12 protein-coding genes are annotated in these 16,075 nt (G+C 68.9%); 5 read left to right on the top strand and 7 right to left on the bottom strand.

The features are described from left to right. Positions 1–131: 131 nt before the first annotated feature. The 3 genes from tsf to secA form a co-directional block, all read right to left on the bottom strand. Complete coding sequence (gene tsf, locus VFZ09_RS44510) at positions 132–785, bottom strand: translation elongation factor Ts (RefSeq protein ID WP_329733916.1); 654 nt, start codon at positions 783–785, stop codon at positions 132–134. 139 nt (positions 786–924) lie between these two features. After that, positions 925–1,899 carry a 30S ribosomal protein S2 gene (rpsB, locus tag VFZ09_RS44505; protein WP_329733915.1) on the bottom strand — a complete coding sequence of 325 codons (975 nt, stop codon included), beginning with the start codon at positions 1,897–1,899 and terminating at the stop codon, positions 925–927. 254 nt (positions 1,900–2,153) lie between these two features. Continuing rightward, entirely contained in the window at positions 2,154–4,997 is a 2,844-nt protein-coding gene (secA, locus tag VFZ09_RS44500; protein WP_329733914.1) for a preprotein translocase subunit SecA, read from the bottom strand. 314 nt (positions 4,998–5,311) lie between these two features. Between secA and rlmM the strand changes: the two genes are divergently transcribed. Both rlmM and VFZ09_RS44490 read left to right on the top strand, forming a co-directional pair. Further along, the gene (rlmM, locus tag VFZ09_RS44495) at positions 5,312–6,334 is read left to right on the top strand and encodes a 23S rRNA (cytidine(2498)-2'-O)-methyltransferase RlmM (RefSeq protein WP_414640804.1); all 1,023 of its coding nucleotides are present in this window, start codon (positions 5,312–5,314) and stop codon (positions 6,332–6,334) included. A gap of 27 nt (positions 6,335–6,361) precedes the next feature. Continuing rightward, the gene (locus tag VFZ09_RS44490) at positions 6,362–7,051 is read left to right on the top strand and encodes a diguanylate cyclase domain-containing protein (RefSeq protein ID WP_329733912.1); all 690 of its coding nucleotides are present in this window, start codon (positions 6,362–6,364) and stop codon (positions 7,049–7,051) included. Between the two features lie 79 nt (positions 7,052–7,130). On the opposite strand, the gene VFZ09_RS44485 is transcribed toward VFZ09_RS44490, so the two are convergent. The 4 genes from VFZ09_RS44485 to VFZ09_RS44470 form a co-directional block, all read right to left on the bottom strand. Further along, on the bottom strand, positions 7,131–8,048 hold the full coding sequence (locus VFZ09_RS44485; protein WP_329733911.1) for a M23 family metallopeptidase: 918 nt from the start codon (positions 8,046–8,048) through the stop codon (positions 7,131–7,133). A gap of 257 nt (positions 8,049–8,305) precedes the next feature. Then, positions 8,306–9,067, bottom strand: coding sequence for a Stp1/IreP family PP2C-type Ser/Thr phosphatase (locus VFZ09_RS44480; protein WP_211276508.1), 762 nt, complete (start codon positions 9,065–9,067; stop codon positions 8,306–8,308). 93 nt (positions 9,068–9,160) lie between these two features. Continuing rightward, positions 9,161–10,900, bottom strand: a complete 1,740-nt coding sequence (gene recN / locus VFZ09_RS44475; protein ID WP_329733958.1) for a DNA repair protein RecN — start codon at positions 10,898–10,900, stop codon at positions 9,161–9,163. Between the two features lie 148 nt (positions 10,901–11,048). After that, the gene (locus tag VFZ09_RS44470) at positions 11,049–14,360 is read right to left on the bottom strand and encodes a DEAD/DEAH box helicase (RefSeq protein ID WP_329733910.1); all 3,312 of its coding nucleotides are present in this window, start codon (positions 14,358–14,360) and stop codon (positions 11,049–11,051) included. Between the two features lie 160 nt (positions 14,361–14,520). Between VFZ09_RS44470 and VFZ09_RS44465 the strand changes: the two genes are divergently transcribed. Genes VFZ09_RS44465 through VFZ09_RS44455 form a run of 3 tightly spaced genes read left to right on the top strand, consistent with a single transcriptional unit; the run spans position 14,521 to position 16,071 of the window. After that, positions 14,521–15,030 carry an NAD(P)-dependent oxidoreductase gene (locus VFZ09_RS44465; protein WP_329733909.1) on the top strand — a complete coding sequence of 170 codons (510 nt, stop codon included), beginning with the start codon at positions 14,521–14,523 and terminating at the stop codon, positions 15,028–15,030. Then, positions 15,027–15,590, top strand: a complete 564-nt coding sequence (locus VFZ09_RS44460) for an adenine phosphoribosyltransferase (RefSeq protein ID WP_329733908.1) — start codon at positions 15,027–15,029, stop codon at positions 15,588–15,590. Before VFZ09_RS44465 ends, VFZ09_RS44460 begins: the two co-directional genes overlap by 4 nt. Before the next feature lie 43 nt (positions 15,591–15,633). Further along, a complete protein-coding gene (locus tag VFZ09_RS44455) occupies positions 15,634–16,071 on the top strand; it encodes a hypothetical protein (RefSeq protein ID WP_329733907.1) in 438 nt (145 codons plus the stop codon). The last annotated feature ends 4 nt before the right edge of the window (positions 16,072–16,075 follow it).

Here is a 16,075-nt window from a genome sequence, read left to right as displayed (position 1 = left end):
ATCAACGCCCGAGTGCCTCGGCCGTCCGCCACCGGCTCCTCCCCTGGCACCCGGCCCCTCGAACGGCAAGGGCCGCGACGCCCCGGGGAATACCGGAACGCGCGGCCCTCGGGACGGCGGAGGGCGGACGGCTAGGCCTGGCCCAGCGTCTTGGCCACCTCGGCGGCCAGGTCATCCTTCTTCTTCTCGATGCCCTCCCCCACCTCGTAGCGGACGAAGCGGCGCACGGCGACCTTCTCGCCGATCTTCGCCGCGCGCTCGGTGATCATCTCACCGACCTTCTTCTTGTCGTCCTTCACCCAGACCTGGTCCACGAGGCACACGCCCTCGTAGTACTTCTCCACCTTGCCCACGAGGATCTTGTCCCACATGGCCTCGGGCTTGCCCGCCTGCTTGAGCAGCTCGCGCTGGATCTCCTTCTCCTTGTCCAGCTGCTCGGTGGGGACCTCCTCGCGGCTGACGAACTTGGGGTTGGCCGCGGCGATCTGCATGGCCACGTCCTTCACCAGGTCCTGGAAGTCCGTGTTGCGGGCCACGAAGTCCGTCTCGCAGTTGACCTCCACGATGACGCCGATGCGGCCCCCATGGATGTAGGTGCCGATCATGCCCTCGGCGGCCACGCGGCTGGCCTTGCCCGCGGCGCGGGAGATGCCCTTCTTGCGCAGCCACTCCTCGGCCTTGGTGAAATCACCGCCGGTCTCGGCGAGGGCCTTCTTGCAATCCATCATGCCCGCGCCAGTCTTCTCGCGGAGCTCCTTCACCATCGTGGCGCTGACCTCGGCCATGTTCGTCTCCAGGGACCCACCCCATGCTTGGGGGGGAATTGAGTTTGAAGGTACTGCTGGGGTTGAAAAGGAAAAGCCGGGCAGCGACCAAGCGCCGCCCGGCTGGACTCCAGGCGCTCCTCAGGGGAGCGCGGCGGCACTACTCGGCGGTGGTCTCCCCGCCGCCCTCGCCACCCTCGGAGGCCTCGCCCGCAGCGGCGGGAGCGGCACCCTTCATCTCCACGAGGGGACCCCGGCGCTCGCCACCCCGGTCACCACCCCCGCGGCGGTCACCACCGCGGTCATTGCGGCGCGGCCCGCGGCGGTCGCCACGGTCGTCGCGGTCGCGGCGCTCGCCACGCTCCTGCTGCTCGTCCTCGTCACGGTCGGCCGCCCCGCTGGCGCGGTAACGGGCCCCGCCCTCGATGCACGACTCGGCGATCTTCGAGGTGAAGAGCTTGATGGAGCGGATGGCGTCGTCGTTGCCCGGGATGACGAAGTCGATGCCGTCCGGGTCGCAGTTGGTGTCCACCACGCCGATGACCGGGATGCCGAGGCGGTTGGCCTCGTGCACCGCGATGTGCTCCTTCTTCGGGTCGATCACGAAGATGCACTTGGGCAGCTTGGCCATCTCCTTCACGCCGCCCAGGTTCTTCTCCAGCTTCTCGCGCTCACGCTCGAGGGAGGCGACCTCCTTCTTCGGGAGGCGCTCGAAGGTGCCGTCCTCGGCCATCTTCTCGAGCGTCTTCAGGCGGTCGATGCCCTGCTTGATCGTCTTGAAGTTGGTCAGCGTGCCACCGAGCCAGCGGCTGGTGACGAAGAACTGACCGGCGCGGCGCGCCTCCTCCTGGATGACGTCCTGCGCCTGCTTCTTGGTGCCCACGAAGAGCACCGAGCCGCCGCGGCCGGTGATGTCGGCCACGAAGCGGAAGGCCGCGCGGGCCATGTTGACCGTCTTCTGGAGGTCGATGATGTAGATGCCGTTGCGGGCGCCAAAGATGTAGGGCTTCATCTTCGGGTTCCAGCGCTTCGTCTGGTGGCCGAAGTGAACACCGGCCTCCAGGAGCTGCCGCATCGTGATGCCGCTGGCGGCGGCCATGGCCTGCTGCTGAGTCGTGTTGTCTTGCGTTTCCATCTCGGTTCTTCCTCCACGTTCCGTAAGGATTCCGGCCGTTTGCTCCCGAACAGGAGCACCGAGGACCGGCAAGAACGTGTGCGTAGTGGGTTGACTGAAACGACGAGCCCACCACCAACCAGGGGCTGGCGGCGGGCGGGCTTCTCTAACAAAACCCATGCCGCCGGTGCAAGCTTCGCGACGCGGGGTGGGAACGGGTGGACGGGAGCCGGGCACCCAGGGGAGCTGGGGCCCGGCCCGCCGCCGGGGGGCGACTAGACGCTGGCCTCGGACGCCCCGTGGCACTTCTTGTACTTCTTGCCGCTGCCGCAGTGGCACGGATCATTGCGGCCCAGCTTCGGGCCTCCGGCCGGAGCGCCCTGGCGGGTGGCGGCGGCCGGACGGGCGGCGGAGGACTCGGCCAGCTTGCCCTCGGCGTCCGCACGGCCCTCGTGCATCTGACGCTGGCGCTGGGCCATCTGCCGGGCCAGCCGGGCCTCTTCCTGGGCCGCGTCGGAGGCACCCTTGGCCTGCACCCGCATCATCTGCATGGCGAACTGGGTGCTGATGGCGCCCAGCATCTGCATGAAGCCGTTGTAGCCCTCCTTCTTGTACTCCTGCTTCGGGTCCTTCTGGCCGTAGCCGCGCAGGCCGATGCCCTGGCGCAGGTGGTCCATCGCCAGCAGGTGGTCCTTCCACAGCGTGTCGATGGTGACCAGGTAGCGCACCTGGAGGAAGCGCAGGAACTCCTCGCCGAACTCCTGCTCGCGCGTCTGGATGACCTTCTCCGCCGCCTTGTAGATGTCCTCCTGCAGCTCCTCGCGCGAGCTCGCCTTGGCGAAGGACAGCTCCAGGTTGAGCGACTCCTTCACCCCGCGGGCGAGCGCCTCCAGGTCCCACGACGCCGGGTTCCGCGACGGGCAGTAGGTGTCCGTCAGCGAGACGATGACGTCCTCGACGGCGTCCAGCAGCATCTCCCGGTAGTCCTCCCAGGAGACGGTCTGCTCGGTGCGGATCTTCGCGCGGGTCTTCTTGTCCTCGTCGTACTCGACCAGCGGGATGCCGGCACCGGCGGCCAGCACCTTGCGGCGCAGCTTGTAGATGGTGCGCCGCTGCTGGTTCATCACGTCGTCGTACTCGAGCAGGTTCTTGCGGATGTCGAAGTTGTGTCCTTCGACGCGCCGCTGGGCGCTCTCGATGGCGCGGCTGAGCCACACGTGCTCGATGACCTCGCCCTCCTCCATGCCCAGGCGCTCCATCAGGCCCGAGATGCGCTCGGACCCGAAGATGCGCATCAGGTCGTCCTCGAGCGACAGGTAGAAGCGGCTGCCACCCGGGTCACCCTGGCGGCCGGCGCGGCCACGCAGCTGGTTGTCGATGCGGCGCGACTCGTGGCGCTCGGTGCCGATGATGTAGAGGCCACCGGCGGCCACCACTTCCTCGCGCTCCTTCTGCGTCTGCTCCTTGTACCGGGCCAGCACCGTCTCGAAGCGCTGCTTGTGCTCGGCGAGCGCCTGCTGGTGGGCCGTCATCTCCGCCGTCGGCTGGCCGTCCGGCCCCGTCGTCACGGCGGGAGGCTGCGGCTCGGGGCCCACCTCGGACTTGGCCATCACCTCGGGGTTGCCGCCCAGGAGGATGTCCGTACCGCGGCCGGCCATGTTGGTGGAGATGGTGACGGCGCCCTTGCGGCCCGCCTGCGCGACGATCTCCGCCTCGCGCTCGTGCTGCTTCGCGTTGAGCACGTTGTGGGGGATGCCCTGCTTCTTGAGGAAGTTGGCCACCACCTCGCTCTTGGCGATGGACACCGTACCCACCAGCACCGGCTGCCCCTTCTTGTGCAGCTCGACGATGTCCTTGGCCACCGCCTCGAACTTCTCGCGCTCGGTCTTGTAGACGACGTCGTCCTGATCCTTGCGGATCATCGCCCGGTTGGTGGGTACCACCCGGACCTCGAGGTTGTAGATCTTCGAGAACTCCTCGGCCTCGGTGTCGGCGGTGCCGGTCATGCCCGAGAGCTTGGAGTACATACGGAAGTAGTTCTGGAACGAGATGGTCGCCAGCGTCTGGTTCTCGTTCTCGATGTTCACGCCTTCCTTGGCCTCGACGGCCTGGTGCAGACCGTCCGACCAGCGGCGGCCCGCCATGAGGCGGCCGGTGAACTCGTCGACGATGATGACCTCGCCGTCGCGCACCACGTAGTCGCGGTCACGCTTGTAGAGCGTGTGCGCGCGCAGGGCCTGCTCCACGTGGTGGAGCGTCTCGATCTCGCCCGGATCGTAGAGGTTGTTGATCTTCAGCCGCTGCTGGATCTTCTCGATGCCCGAGTCGGTGAGGGACACCGACTTGTGCTTCTCGTCCAGGATGTAGTCCTGGTCCGGCACCAGGCCCGGAATCACCTTGTCGACGTTGTAGTACTTGTCGGTGGTGTCGTCGGTGGGGCCGGAGATGATGAGCGGGGTGCGGGCCTCGTCGATGAGGATGGAGTCCACCTCGTCCACGATGGCGAAGTTCAGCTCGCGCTGGACGTAGTCCTGCAGGCGGAACTTCATGTTGTCGCGCAGGTAGTCGAAGCCGAACTCGTTGTTCTGCCCGTAGGTGATGTCCGCCCGGTAGGACTCCTGGCGCTGACGGTCGTTCAGCTCGTGGAGGATGCAGCCGGTGGTCATGCCCAGGAAGCGGTGCACACGGCCCATCCACTCGGCGTCGCGCCGGGCGAGGTAGTCGTTCACCGTCACCACGTGCACGCCGCGGCCGGACAGGGCGTTGAGGTACGAGGGCAGCGTGGCGGTGAGCGTCTTGCCCTCACCGGTGCGCATCTCCGCGATGCACCCCTGGTGGAGGAACATGCCACCGATCATCTGCACGTCGTAGTGCCGCTGGCCGATCACCCGGCGGGCGGCCTCGCGCGTGATGGCGAAGGCGTCGTACAGCAGCTCGTCCAGCGGGCGGCCGTTGGCCACCTCCTGCTTCATCCGTGCGGTGGCGGCGGGGAAATCCTCATCCTTGAGCGCCCGCATCTTGCTCTCCAGCTCATTGATGCGGGCTACCTTCGGGTACGTTTTCTTGAGCTCGCGCTCATTCTTCGTCCCGATGATCTTCTTCAGCGTCCATTCGATCATGCGATTCTGACTCTCTCGCCGGAGAATCCTCGAAGGGACGCGGCGAGTGAAGGGAAATCCCTGGATTGTAGGTGGGATGCAGGAAGGAAACCATGCGTTTCTCCCGCGTCATTCCACCTGATTGGCCGCCGCGCGAGCGGCAGGACAGAGTAAAGCGGAACCGAGGCCACGCAATGCCCTCCCGTCGAAAAGAGACCCATCGTCCCGCAAGGCGCCCTGCTCCCCGCCCTCAAAAGGGCCCCCCCCCTGCTCGGGGGGCGAAGCCGGCGCCCGTGCCACTTCCCGCGGTTCCACCCCGGGTGAAGTCACCGCCCATACCAGCGGTCACCCTCCCTTCTCAACCCGGGCGGTGGCTGTGGACCTGCCGCGCCGGTTTCGAGCCCCACTTGTTCGAGGAGCTGGCATGGGCGGGAGCCTCCCCCCGGCTGCTCGGCGAGGTGCTCGTGGAGAGCGAGAAGCGCCCCACCGAGCCCCCCGTCTTCGCCCGCACGGGCATCCGCGTGCAGACCTCCCTGCCGTCCGATCAACCTCCCGAGCAGCTCGCCGAGACAATCTCCGCCCGGGTGCTCGAGGCGGTGCCTGGCGGCTCGCTCGTGCTCCAGTCCTTCACCCCGGACAGCCCGGCCGGCAACCGGATGGCGGACGAGGCGGATGCCCTGCTCGAGGCGGTGCGGGCCCGGCTGCCCCCGGAGCGGCTGCTGGAGGAGACGTGGCGGGCCCGCGAGGCCGGCGCCACGCTCGTCGAGCTGTGTGTGGCCCCCGGGGTGGTGCTGGTGGGCTCCGTGCCCGCGCGCGAGGCCCTGTCGCTCTCGCCGGGTGGACGTCAGCGCATGCGGCGCTCGGCCGACTCCCCCTCCCGCGCGGCGATGAAGCTGGAGGAGGCGCTCGTCAACCTCCCCTTCGAGCCGGGCCGGGGTGAGGTGTGCGTGGACCTCGGCGCGGCGCCGGGCGGGTGGACGCAGCGGCTGGTGGCCCGCGGAGCCCGGGTGATTGCCGTGGACCCGGCGAAGCTCATGCCCGAGTTGGCCCGGCAGCCCCGCGTGGAGCACATCCAGGAGAGCGCCTTCGCCTACGCCCCCGAGGAGCCCGCCGACTGGCTCTTCTGCGACATGGCCTGGCGGCCCATCGAGGTGGCGCAACTGCTGGCCAAGTGGGGCCGGCGCGGCTGGGCCTCGCACCTGGTGGCCAACATCAAGCTGCCCATGAAGGACAAGAACCCCCTCCTCGTGCGCGTGCGGCACATCCTCACGCAGGAGGGCGGCTGGCAGGGGCTGACGATGCGCCAGCTCTACCACGACCGCGACGAGGTCACCGTCACCGCGCACAAGGTGACCTAGCCCTCCCCTCGCGGTTAAAGAACGGCCATGCCCTACGCCATCGACGAAGCCATGGCCACCGCGCTGGTGACCCTCTACCCCCGGCTCGTGCAGCGCTCGCCCGAGCCCGTGAAGGTCGCGCTCCAGCGCCTGCTCGACGAGGAGCACGCCCGCCGCGGCGTGCCGGACGCCACGGGCGCGCTCAATCCGCTCGCCCTCACCCAGGGCACGCTCCTCAAGGAGGAGTTCGACCTCTCCACCCACGCCCACCACGCGGGCTGGACGCTGGGCGCGCTCATCGCCGACGTGAAGGGGATGATCCACGTCAACGCGCGCCACGGCTTCCCCGCCGGCGATGCGATGCTGCGGGCCGTGGTGGAGTCCCTGCGCGCCCAGTTCCCCGGCGCGAAGCTCATCCGGCTGCACGGGGACAACTTCGCCGTGCTGCTGGTGCCCACCTCGGGCCTCTCGGTGACGGAGGCCCTGCGCGAGCCCACCCGCTCCCGGCTCTCCGCGGATGCTCGCGCCGCGCTGCCCGCGGGCGCCGAGGCTCCCGACTTCACGCTCGCCCTGCTGGAGCTCACCATCGAGCAGCCCACCCACTGGCAGGTGCTGGGGCCTCTCGTGTGGGGCGAGCTCGAGCGCGCCTATACGCTGGAGCGCATGGGGAACGCGGGGGGGCTGCAGCAGCGGCGGCTCCAGCTCGGCGGGTTCGTTCCCGGACGCTCGGAGTCCTGAAAATGCGAAAGGGGTGAAGGCCCGATGACCCTCACCCCACCCTCTCCCAGAGGGAGAGGGGGCTCACTCACGCGCCTCGTTACTCCTCGAGGATGAACTTGCGCGGGTTCTGCGGGATGCCGTTCACGCGCACTTCGTAGTGCAGGTGCGGGCCCGTCGAGCGGCCCGTGTTGCCCACCGCCGCGATCAGCCCGCCCCGCTTCACCCGGTCACCCGCCTTCACCAGGATCTTCGCCAGGTGGCCGTAGCGCGTCTTGATGCCGTAGCCGTGGTCGATGACGATCACGTTGCCGTAACCGCCCTCCAGGCCCGCGAACACCACCGTGCCGTCCGACGGCGCGAAGACGTCCTTGCCGTGCGGCGCCGCGATGTCCATGCCCGCGTGCATCACCCGGTCCGCCGTGTACGGATCCAACCGCGAACCGAAGTCGCTCGTCACCCAGCCGCGCGTCGGCCACAGCGACGGCGTGGAGGCCAGCAACGACTTCTGGTCCTGGAAGTAGGCCTGCAGCTCGTGGAGGCTCTGCTCCTGCCGGGTGGCCTCGGCGCTCAGCCGATCCAACTTCCCCGTCAGCGCCTTGGGCGACTCCATGTTCGACAGCTCGGAGAACGCCGTCTCCGCCGCCGGAGAACCCACCCCCGGCTCCGGCTCCACCGGGCCCATGGCCAGGTTGCGCTGCGGATCCGACAGCAGCGTGATGGCCCGCAGCTTCTGGTCGAACCGCTCCACCCGATCCAGCGTGGAGCCGATGTGCTCGATGCGCTCCCGAACCGACTTCAACTGCCCGCGCAGCGTCAGGTTCTCCTCACGAAGAATCCGATTCTCCGCCGCGTCCCGAGCCACCTGGAAGTAGTGAAGGGTGGCCCCCAGGGCCAACCCCGCCAGCAGCAGAAGGCCGCCTCCCACCTGGAGGAACAGCGACTTCTGCACGCGGTAGCGCTTGACCGGTGATTCGTGGTCCGGGACCACGATCAGGGTGTAGGACTTTTTCGCCAATGCCAGCTCCCTTGTGCGCCTCAGCGCTTCGGCGTGCGAACCCGGGGCCCGAATCTAGGTCATGCCCGAGTGCGCTTCATCTCCCCCACGCCCCGACACCCGCCCATCCGTCATCCATCGTGCCTCTCAGGACACAGGAATCGTTTGGGCAGCTACCACCCGACTTCTCAGGGTGTCAAGTAAGGACACACGACACCCGACGTTCCACGTCCAGTCGCGTGGAACAATTCCAGGCGCCCTCTCGGAGCGCCCTGATTTCAGGCTGAAACCTGAACGACGATGACGGTGATGTTGTCGTCGCCGCCCCGCTCGTTCGCCAGGTCGATGAGCCGCTTGGGAACGTCGGCGAGGCTGGCGGAGGCCTGCACCGCTTCGTGCAGTTCCCGGTCCTCCACCATGTTGGCGAGACCGTCCGAGCACAGCAGGAAGACGTCTCCTGGCTCCGCCACCACCCCCATCACGTCCACCTGGACTTCCTCTTCGAAGCCCACCGAGCGCGTGATGATGTTCTTGTAGCGGGAGTGCTTGGCCTCCTCGGGGGTGATCATCCCGGCCTTGATCTGCTCGTTGACCAGCGAGTGGTCCTCGGAGATCTGCTGGATGAGGGGACCCCGGACGAGGTAGGCGCGGCTGTCGCCGACGTGCGCGAAGAACGCCTGGTTGTCGCGCACGACGAGCGAGATGACCGTGGTCCCCATGCCCGACAGGCGCGGATCCTCCTGCGCGGTGGTGAAGATGGCCAGACAGGCCCTCTCCACCGCCGTACGCAAGGCATCCGGCAGGAGCGCGTCCTGCAGGTTGGAGGTGGTGACGAACGGGTTGTCCCGACCTTCACGGGCCCGTCGCAGTTCCTTGTCGATGGTCTCGACGGCGATGCGCGAGGCGGTACCGCCCCCGGCATGGCCGCCCATACCATCCGCGACGACGTAGAGCTGCAGCTCGTCGTCGATCAGGAAACTGTCTTCATTATGGTTGCGCTTACGCCCCACATCCGTGAGGCCGGCCGAGACGACCTTCATGCGGGGAGCCGCGGTCTGCCCTGCGGTTCTGGACACGGGCTGGATGCTATGTGAGGGACTCTATCGGAGCAAGGAGGCGTTGCACGTACCCGGCTACGCACTGCGGCGCAGCCGGGTCCGGGGGCCGCCGTCCGGGGCCGGCTCCCTCCGGGCCCGGGGGGGCCCGGATGCCCGATGGGCCGAGCGCACCAGGGCCTCGGCCGCTCCCAAGGCCTCCCGCGTCACCTCGACACCGGACATCATCCGCGCCAGCTCCTGGGTGCGCGCGGCCCCCGCCTCCAGAGGCACCACCTCCGAGACGGTCCGCTCGCCCTTGAGCCCCTTGCGGATGAGCAGGTGCGCGTCCGCGTAGGCCGCCACCTGCGGCAGGTGGGTGATGCACAGCACCTGACGGTGCCCGCTCACGTCCCGAATCATCCGGCCCACCACGTCCGCGATGGCGCCACTCACCCCCGAGTCCGCCTCGTCCAGGATGTAGCAGCCGCAACCGTCACTGTCCGCCAGTGCACGCTTGAGGGCCAGCAGCAGGCGCGAGGCCTCACCACCGGACGCCACCTTGGCCAGCTGCCGGGCAGGCTCACCCGGGTTGGCGCTGAAGAAGAACTCCACCTCGTCCAGGCCCTCGGACTTGAGCTGGGTGCCGGGCGTCACCCGCACCTCGAAGGCGGCCTTGCCCAGCGCGAGCATCCCCAGGCCCTCGCGCACCTGCGTCCCGAAGGACACGGCGCACGCCGCACGCGCCCGAGACAGGGCCTCGCCACTGCGGCGCGCCCGCTCCTCCGCGGCCTTGCGCTCCCGGGCGAGCTGCTCCAGCACCTCCTGCCGGTTGTCCAACGTGGACAGCTCCGCCTCCAGCGCGTCGCGCTTCTGCAGCACCCCGTCCAGCGTGGTGGCGTGCTTGCGGCACAGCCGCTTGAGCGCGTCCAGGCGATCCTCCACCTCGCTCAGCCGGGCCGGGTCGGACTCCAGCCCCTCCACGTACCGGCCGAGCCGGCGCTGCGCCTCCTCCAGCTCCGCGAGGGCCGAGCCCAGCGACTCCGCCACCGGCGCCAGCGTGGCGTCGCACTTCGCCGCCTCCGTCACCAGCCCCAGCGCGCGGCCCACCGTCTCCATCGCGCTCGACTCCTCGCCGGACAGCAGCTGCTCCGCCTCGGCGCCCTGCCGCTTGAGCTTCTCCGAGCCCGCCAGCCGGCGCCGCTCGGCATCCAGCCGCACGTCCTCGCCCGACTCCGGGTCCAGGCGGGTGATCTCATCCAGTTGGAAGCGCAGGAACTCGGCACGCTCGCGCAGCCGGGACTCGTCCCCGCCCAGCGCCTCCATGCGCGACACCACCTCCGCCACCGCCGCGTAGTCCCGGCCATAGGCGGCGAGCTGCTCCTCCAGCCGCCCGTAGCGGTCCAGCAGCACCCGGTGCAGCCCGGCGTCGAAGAGGCTCACGTGCTCGTGCTGGCCGGCGATGTCCACCGTGCCGCGCATGAAGCGCGCCAGCACGCCCACCGTCACCAGCGAACCATTGATGTAGGCCTTGGCGCGGCCGTTGCGGCCCACCACGCGGCGCACCAGCACCTCGTCCCCGAGGTCCGGCACGCCCAGCTCCTCCATCCGGGTGGCCAGCACCGGGGTGCGCTCGAAGACGCCCTCCACCGAGGCCTCGTCGCAGCCCGCGCGAATGGCGTCCGCATCCGCCCGCCCGCCCAGCAGCAGCCCGAGGGCGTCCACCAGGATGGACTTGCCCGCGCCCGTTTCGCCCGTGAGCACGGTCAGGCCGGCCCCGAACGTCACCTCCACCTCCTCAATCACCGCCACATTCGAAATGCGCAAGCCCAGCAGCACGGTGCCCTCCTTCGCCATTCGGACCGTACCTGAACAACCTAGCAGTGGGCTCTGACACTGCACAAGCGTTCCGTCCCGAGGCTCGTGCGGCAGCTTGCATGCACGGAGGGTGATGTGAGGAGTCGGACTCTCTTGTAGCCCTCCCGGGTCACTCGCCCTGGAAGAGGTCGACGATGTCGTCTTCCGTCAGCAGCTTGCCGAAGTCTCCATCCGCGCTGAGAACACCCGCGGCCAGATCCTTCTTGCGCTTCTGGAGACTGAGAATCTTCTCCTCCACAGTGCCGCGCGTAATGAGCTTGTAGCTGATGACCGCGCGCGTCTGGCCGATGCGGTGGGTCCGGTCGGTCGCCTGGTCCTCCACGGCCGGGTTCCACCAGGGGTCGTAGTGGATGACGTAGTCGGCCGCGGTGAGGTTGAGGCCCGTACCACCCGCCTTGAGGCTGATGAAGAAGAGCGGAGGCCCGTCCGGACGGTTGAACTCGTCCACCTTGCCCATGCGGTCCTTCGTCCGGCCGTCCAGGTAGAGGTAGCGCAGGCCCCGGCGGTCCGCCTCGCCCTTGAGCAGCTCCAGCATCTCGGTGAACTGGCTGAAGACGAGCGCACGGTGGCCCTCGGCCACGAGGTCGTCCACCAGCTGGCCGAAGCGCTCCAGCTTCGCGCTGTTGGGCAGCAGCGTCCCCGGAGGCATCTTGAGCAGGCGCGGATCGCAGCACACCTGGCGCAGGCGCATGAGCGCCGCGAGGATGGAGACGCGGCTGCGCTTGAAGCCCATCTTCTCGATGGACTCGTTCACCTTGCGGCGGCTCTCCTCGAGCACCTCGCGGTAGAGCGCCGCCTGCCCGGGCTCCATCTCGCACCACGCCACGCTCTCCGTCTTGGGCGGCAGATCCTTGGCCACCTCCGTCTTCAGACGGCGCAGGATGAAGGGCTGGATGCGGCGGCGCAGGCGGTCGCGCACGTTGCTGTCGTTGGCCACCTGGATGGGCTGCTCGAAGCGGTCGCTGAAGCCCTCCGCGCTGCCGAGGAAGCCCGGCATGAGGAAGTCGAAGAGGCTCCACAGCTCGCTGAGCCGGTTCTCCAGCGGCGTACCCGTGAGCGCGAGCCGCGTGTCGCTCGGCAGCGACTTGCAGGCCTGCGCCGTGGCGCTGTCCGCGTTCTTGATGTTCTGCGCCTCGTCGAGAATGACGTAGCGGAAGCCCACCTCGCTGAGCGCCTCGAGATCCCTGCGCACCAGCGCGTAGGACGTGAGCACGAGGTCCGCGCCCTTGAGATCCTCCACGCGCTCCTTGCGGTCCTGCCCGTGCCACACCACCGTCTTGAGGCCCGGGGTGAAGCGCTCGGCCTCGCGCTCCCAGTTGGCGAGCACGCTGGTGGGCGCCACCACGAGCGACGGCTTGCGGCCCTCGTCGTTGGCCACCTTCTGCAGCAGGCTCAAGGACTGGATCGTCTTTCCGAGACCCATGTCGTCCGCGAGGATGCCGGACAGCCCGTGCCGGTGCAGGAACCACAGCCAGGACAGGCCCGCCTCCTGATAGTGGCGCAGCGTGGCCTGGAGACCCTCGGGCAGCGCCACCTTGGGCACGCCGTTGGTGTCGCGCAGCTCGGACATCGCCTTGCGCGCCTTGGCCTCCACCTCGGTGAACTCACCGAGCTCGACGAGCAGATCCAACGCGACGGCCTGATGCAGCGGCAGGCGCGTGCGGGTGCGGCCCGGCATGGCGCCGGCCTCCTCCAGGAGGTCCGCGGCACGCTTGATCTCCGCGAGGTCCGCCTCGGCATAGGTGCCGTCCTTCAGGGGCACGAAGCGGCGGCCCGAGTCGAGCCACATGCGCACCGCGCCCAGGTCCACCGCCTGATCATCGGTGACGAACTCGGCATCCAGCTCGAACCAGCTCACCCCGCTCATGCCCACGCGGATGCGCGGACGCAGCTTGGGACGCAGGCGCACCTTGGGGGCCTGCACACCGTAGCGCTCCCAGTCCTCGGGCAGCGACGCGAGCCCCCGCGCCCAGAACTCGATGGCGCCGTCACCGCTCGCCTCGTAGGCGTGGGTGTGGCTGTCGTAGCGCATGCCCAGTTCCTGCAGACGCTTGCCCGCGGCGCGCTCCAGTTCCTCGCGGCGCCGGTACAGCTTGCGGCCATCGGTGCCCACGCCACTGGCGTAGCCCAGGTGCGAGGCCGTGGGCGACACGGGCACGGTGGTCTGCCCGTAGCGCGCCGCCAGCTGCACCTTCACGCGCTCGGGCGTGCCCTCGAGCGTGAGCAGGAAGCGGGGCTCCACGGACTCGTCCACGTCGATGTCGTCCGCCTTGAGCGCCATCTGGAAGCGCGGCAGGTGGGCGGCGAAGAACGTGAGCACCCGGTCCAACTGCCCCACCGGGAACGACATGGTGGGCTCCAGCAACCACTTGCGCACCAGGCGAGGCGGCAGGTCCGGCTCCACCGGCGAGAGCGTCTGCGCCGTGATGATGTACGTGCGCATGCCCGCCAGCAGGATCGCGTCCTTGAGGGCCAGGCTCGTCCCATCCGGCATGAGCAGCTCGATGCGGGCCGTGGCGCCGTCCGGGCGGGACTCGAGGTGGATCTGCGGCCGCACCGGCTCGTCCGAGAAGAGCAGCGCGGTGCCGCGATAGATGACGCGGCGCTGGCGCAGGAACTCGAACATCTCGCACAGGTCCTCGTCGGAGAGGACGATGCGCGAGTCGTACCGCTGCTCGTGCCTGGCGAGCAGGATGAAGACGCGCTCGTCGGCCGGGGCGATGCGGGTGCCGGCCTGGAGCATGCGCTTGATGTGCACGGGCCCCTTCATCTGCGCGTCCTGGCGGCGCACGTCCATCAGCCAGTGACGGCCACCGGGGCCCGTGTTGGAGGGCGTGAGCCGGTAGAGGAACTCGTAGTCTGGCAGCGCGGAGAGGCCCAGCCAGCTCTCCACCTTGGCGAGCGCGGGGAGGCTCACCGCGTCCATCAGGGGCGAGTCCGCCGAGGGGATGGGAACCTCCGGGTCGGCATCCGTCTCGCCGTCCACCGGGGACTCCTCGGGAGCGGCGTCGACCGTGTTGGCCGCGGGCTTGGGCGCGGAGGCGGCGGCCGAGGCAGCGGACGCGGCGGCGGCCGAGGAGGCGATCATCGACGCGCGCAGCCGAGCGGCGTAGACGAGCGCCGCGGCCACCACGTGCTTGCAGTGCGGCCCGTAGACGTTCCACGACTGGCAGGTGCACTTGGAGGTGGGCTTGCCGTTGCCCACTTCGAGCGACACGTCGTAGCGCGCCTGGGGCGAGGAGGAACCGGCCACCTGGGCGCGGATGAGATCTCCCTCCCGTTGGAGCCCGAAGACGCGGCGCGTCTCGGCGACTTCGCGGCCCTTCTTGAAGGTGGTGGGCTGAACTTCCGCCTTGAGGGCGCGCAGCCACTGGCCATCAGGCGGGAAAGAGGCTTCTCGGTTGTCGGCGGTGGAGGGCACGGTCTCGCAAGTCCCTTCCCCCCCGGTGGCGAGGGGAATCCATTCGATTACCACAGACGGGGCAGCCTCCGTCGTGGGAAAAATGCACGTCGATGAACGGGCGATGGTTGCTCGGTCATCCACCGCACGGCTCGCGGCTGTGCGAGCATTGGCGGTCGAAATGGAACGCCCCACCCGCCCCCGAGTTTTCGTCACGCGACAACTTCCCGGAGACGCGCTGGCCCGGCTGGCCGCTCAGGTCTCACTCCGGGTGTGGGAAGAGCAGTTGCCTCCCCCACGCGACGTCCTCCTCTCGGAGGCCCGGGAGGTGGACGGGCTCATCACCCTGCTGACCGACCGGGTGGACGAGCCCCTGCTCGACGGCGCCCACCGCCTCCGGGCCGTCAGCAACGTGGCGGTGGGGTACGACAACATCGATGTGGCGGCCTGTACCGCCCGGCGCATCCCCGTGGGCCACCTGGGCGGCGCCGCGCTGGATGTGACGGACCCGGAGCCCCTGCCCTCCGACAGCCCGTTGATGACCCTTCCCAACGTCCTGCTCGCCCCCCACATCGCGAGCGCCAGCCACGCCACCCGTGGACGAATGGCCTCCATGGCGGTGGATAATCTCCTCGCCGCGCTGGAAGGGCGGAAGCCCCCTCACTGCGTCAACCCGGAGCTCTTCCCATGAGCAACACCCCTCCTCTCTTCATCCCCGGTCATGACTCCAACCTCGTCGAGGACGTGAAGGCCCGCATCCGCGACGTGCAGGACTTCCCCAAGCCGGGAATCCTCTTCAAGGACGTGACGCCGGTACTGGCGGATCCGCACCTCTTCGGCCGGGTGGTGAACGCCATGGCCGCGCCCTTCCGGGGCCGCCACATCAACAAGGTGGTGGGGGTGGAGGCGCGCGGCTTCATCCTCGGCGCGCCCATCGCCCTGGCGCTGCACGCGGGCTTCGCTCCGGCGCGCAAGCCGGGGAAGCTGCCCTACAAGTCGGTGACGGAGCGCTACTCGCTGGAGTACGGCGCCGACGGGCTGCAGCTCCACGAGGACGCCGTGGGCCGCGGAGACCGGGTGCTCATCGTGGACGATCTGCTGGCCACGGGCGGCACCGCGGAGGCGACGGCCCGGCTGGTGACGAAGCTCGGCGGTGAGGTGGTGGGCTTCAGCGTCCTCATCTCGCTGGACTTCCTGCCCGGGCGCGAGCGGCTGGGCCGCGAGAAGGTCTGCGCGCTGTTGTCCTACTGAGCGCCGAGCACATGGCGGTACGGTCCGTTCCCTGGGAGAAACCTTGGCGAAACAAAACACGATAGAGCTGGTATCGGGCCGGAACATCCACTTGCGATTCCTCGAGCAGTCACTGGTGTACGAGGGACTGGTGGCGGGAATCCCGCAACGGGAGGACAACCCGCGTTTCGTCGAACGCATCCTGGAGGGTGCACGCAAGCACTTCCATGGGCACAAGCCCTACTTGATCCCTCCTCCCGAGCGGCCCCTCGAGGACCCACGGCCCCCGTTCGCCCGAAGCACTCCACCGATGCCCCTCCCCTCCGTGGCCTGCATCGCCCGCTTCTATTCGCACTACGAGGCCCGGGACCCCGCCAAGGACTACTCGGGGCTGGCCGTGCTCTGGTTCCAGGACGAGTTCGCCTTCCCCATCGACCCCTCGGTGATGAAGAGCCTGAGGGAGCTCGACTGGGAGCGCTACGCCTTCGACTATGACTATTGACGCC

It is taken from the genome of Archangium sp. (assembly GCF_036277355.1).
GTDB lineage: Bacteria > Myxococcota > Myxococcia > Myxococcales > Myxococcaceae > Archangium.
This window is presented reverse-complemented; position numbering and strand designations above follow the sequence as displayed.

Excerpts from the sequence above, each read along its gene's own strand:
- tsf (WP_329733916.1), bottom strand. The coding sequence starts at position 785 with ATGGCCGAGGTCAGCGCCACGATGGTGAAGGAGCTCCGCGAGAAGACT.
- rpsB (WP_329733915.1), bottom strand. The coding sequence starts at position 1,899 with ATGGAAACGCAAGACAACACGACTCAGCAGCAGGCCATGGCCGCCGCC.
- secA (WP_329733914.1), bottom strand. The coding sequence starts at position 4,997 with ATGATCGAATGGACGCTGAAGAAGATCATCGGGACGAAGAATGAGCGC.
- VFZ09_RS44490 (WP_329733912.1), top strand. The coding sequence starts at position 6,362 with ATGCCCTACGCCATCGACGAAGCCATGGCCACCGCGCTGGTGACCCTC.
- VFZ09_RS44480 (WP_211276508.1), bottom strand. The coding sequence starts at position 9,067 with ATGAAGGTCGTCTCGGCCGGCCTCACGGATGTGGGGCGTAAGCGCAAC.
- VFZ09_RS44465 (WP_329733909.1), top strand. The coding sequence starts at position 14,521 with ATGGAACGCCCCACCCGCCCCCGAGTTTTCGTCACGCGACAACTTCCC.
- VFZ09_RS44460 (WP_329733908.1), top strand. The coding sequence starts at position 15,027 with ATGAGCAACACCCCTCCTCTCTTCATCCCCGGTCATGACTCCAACCTC.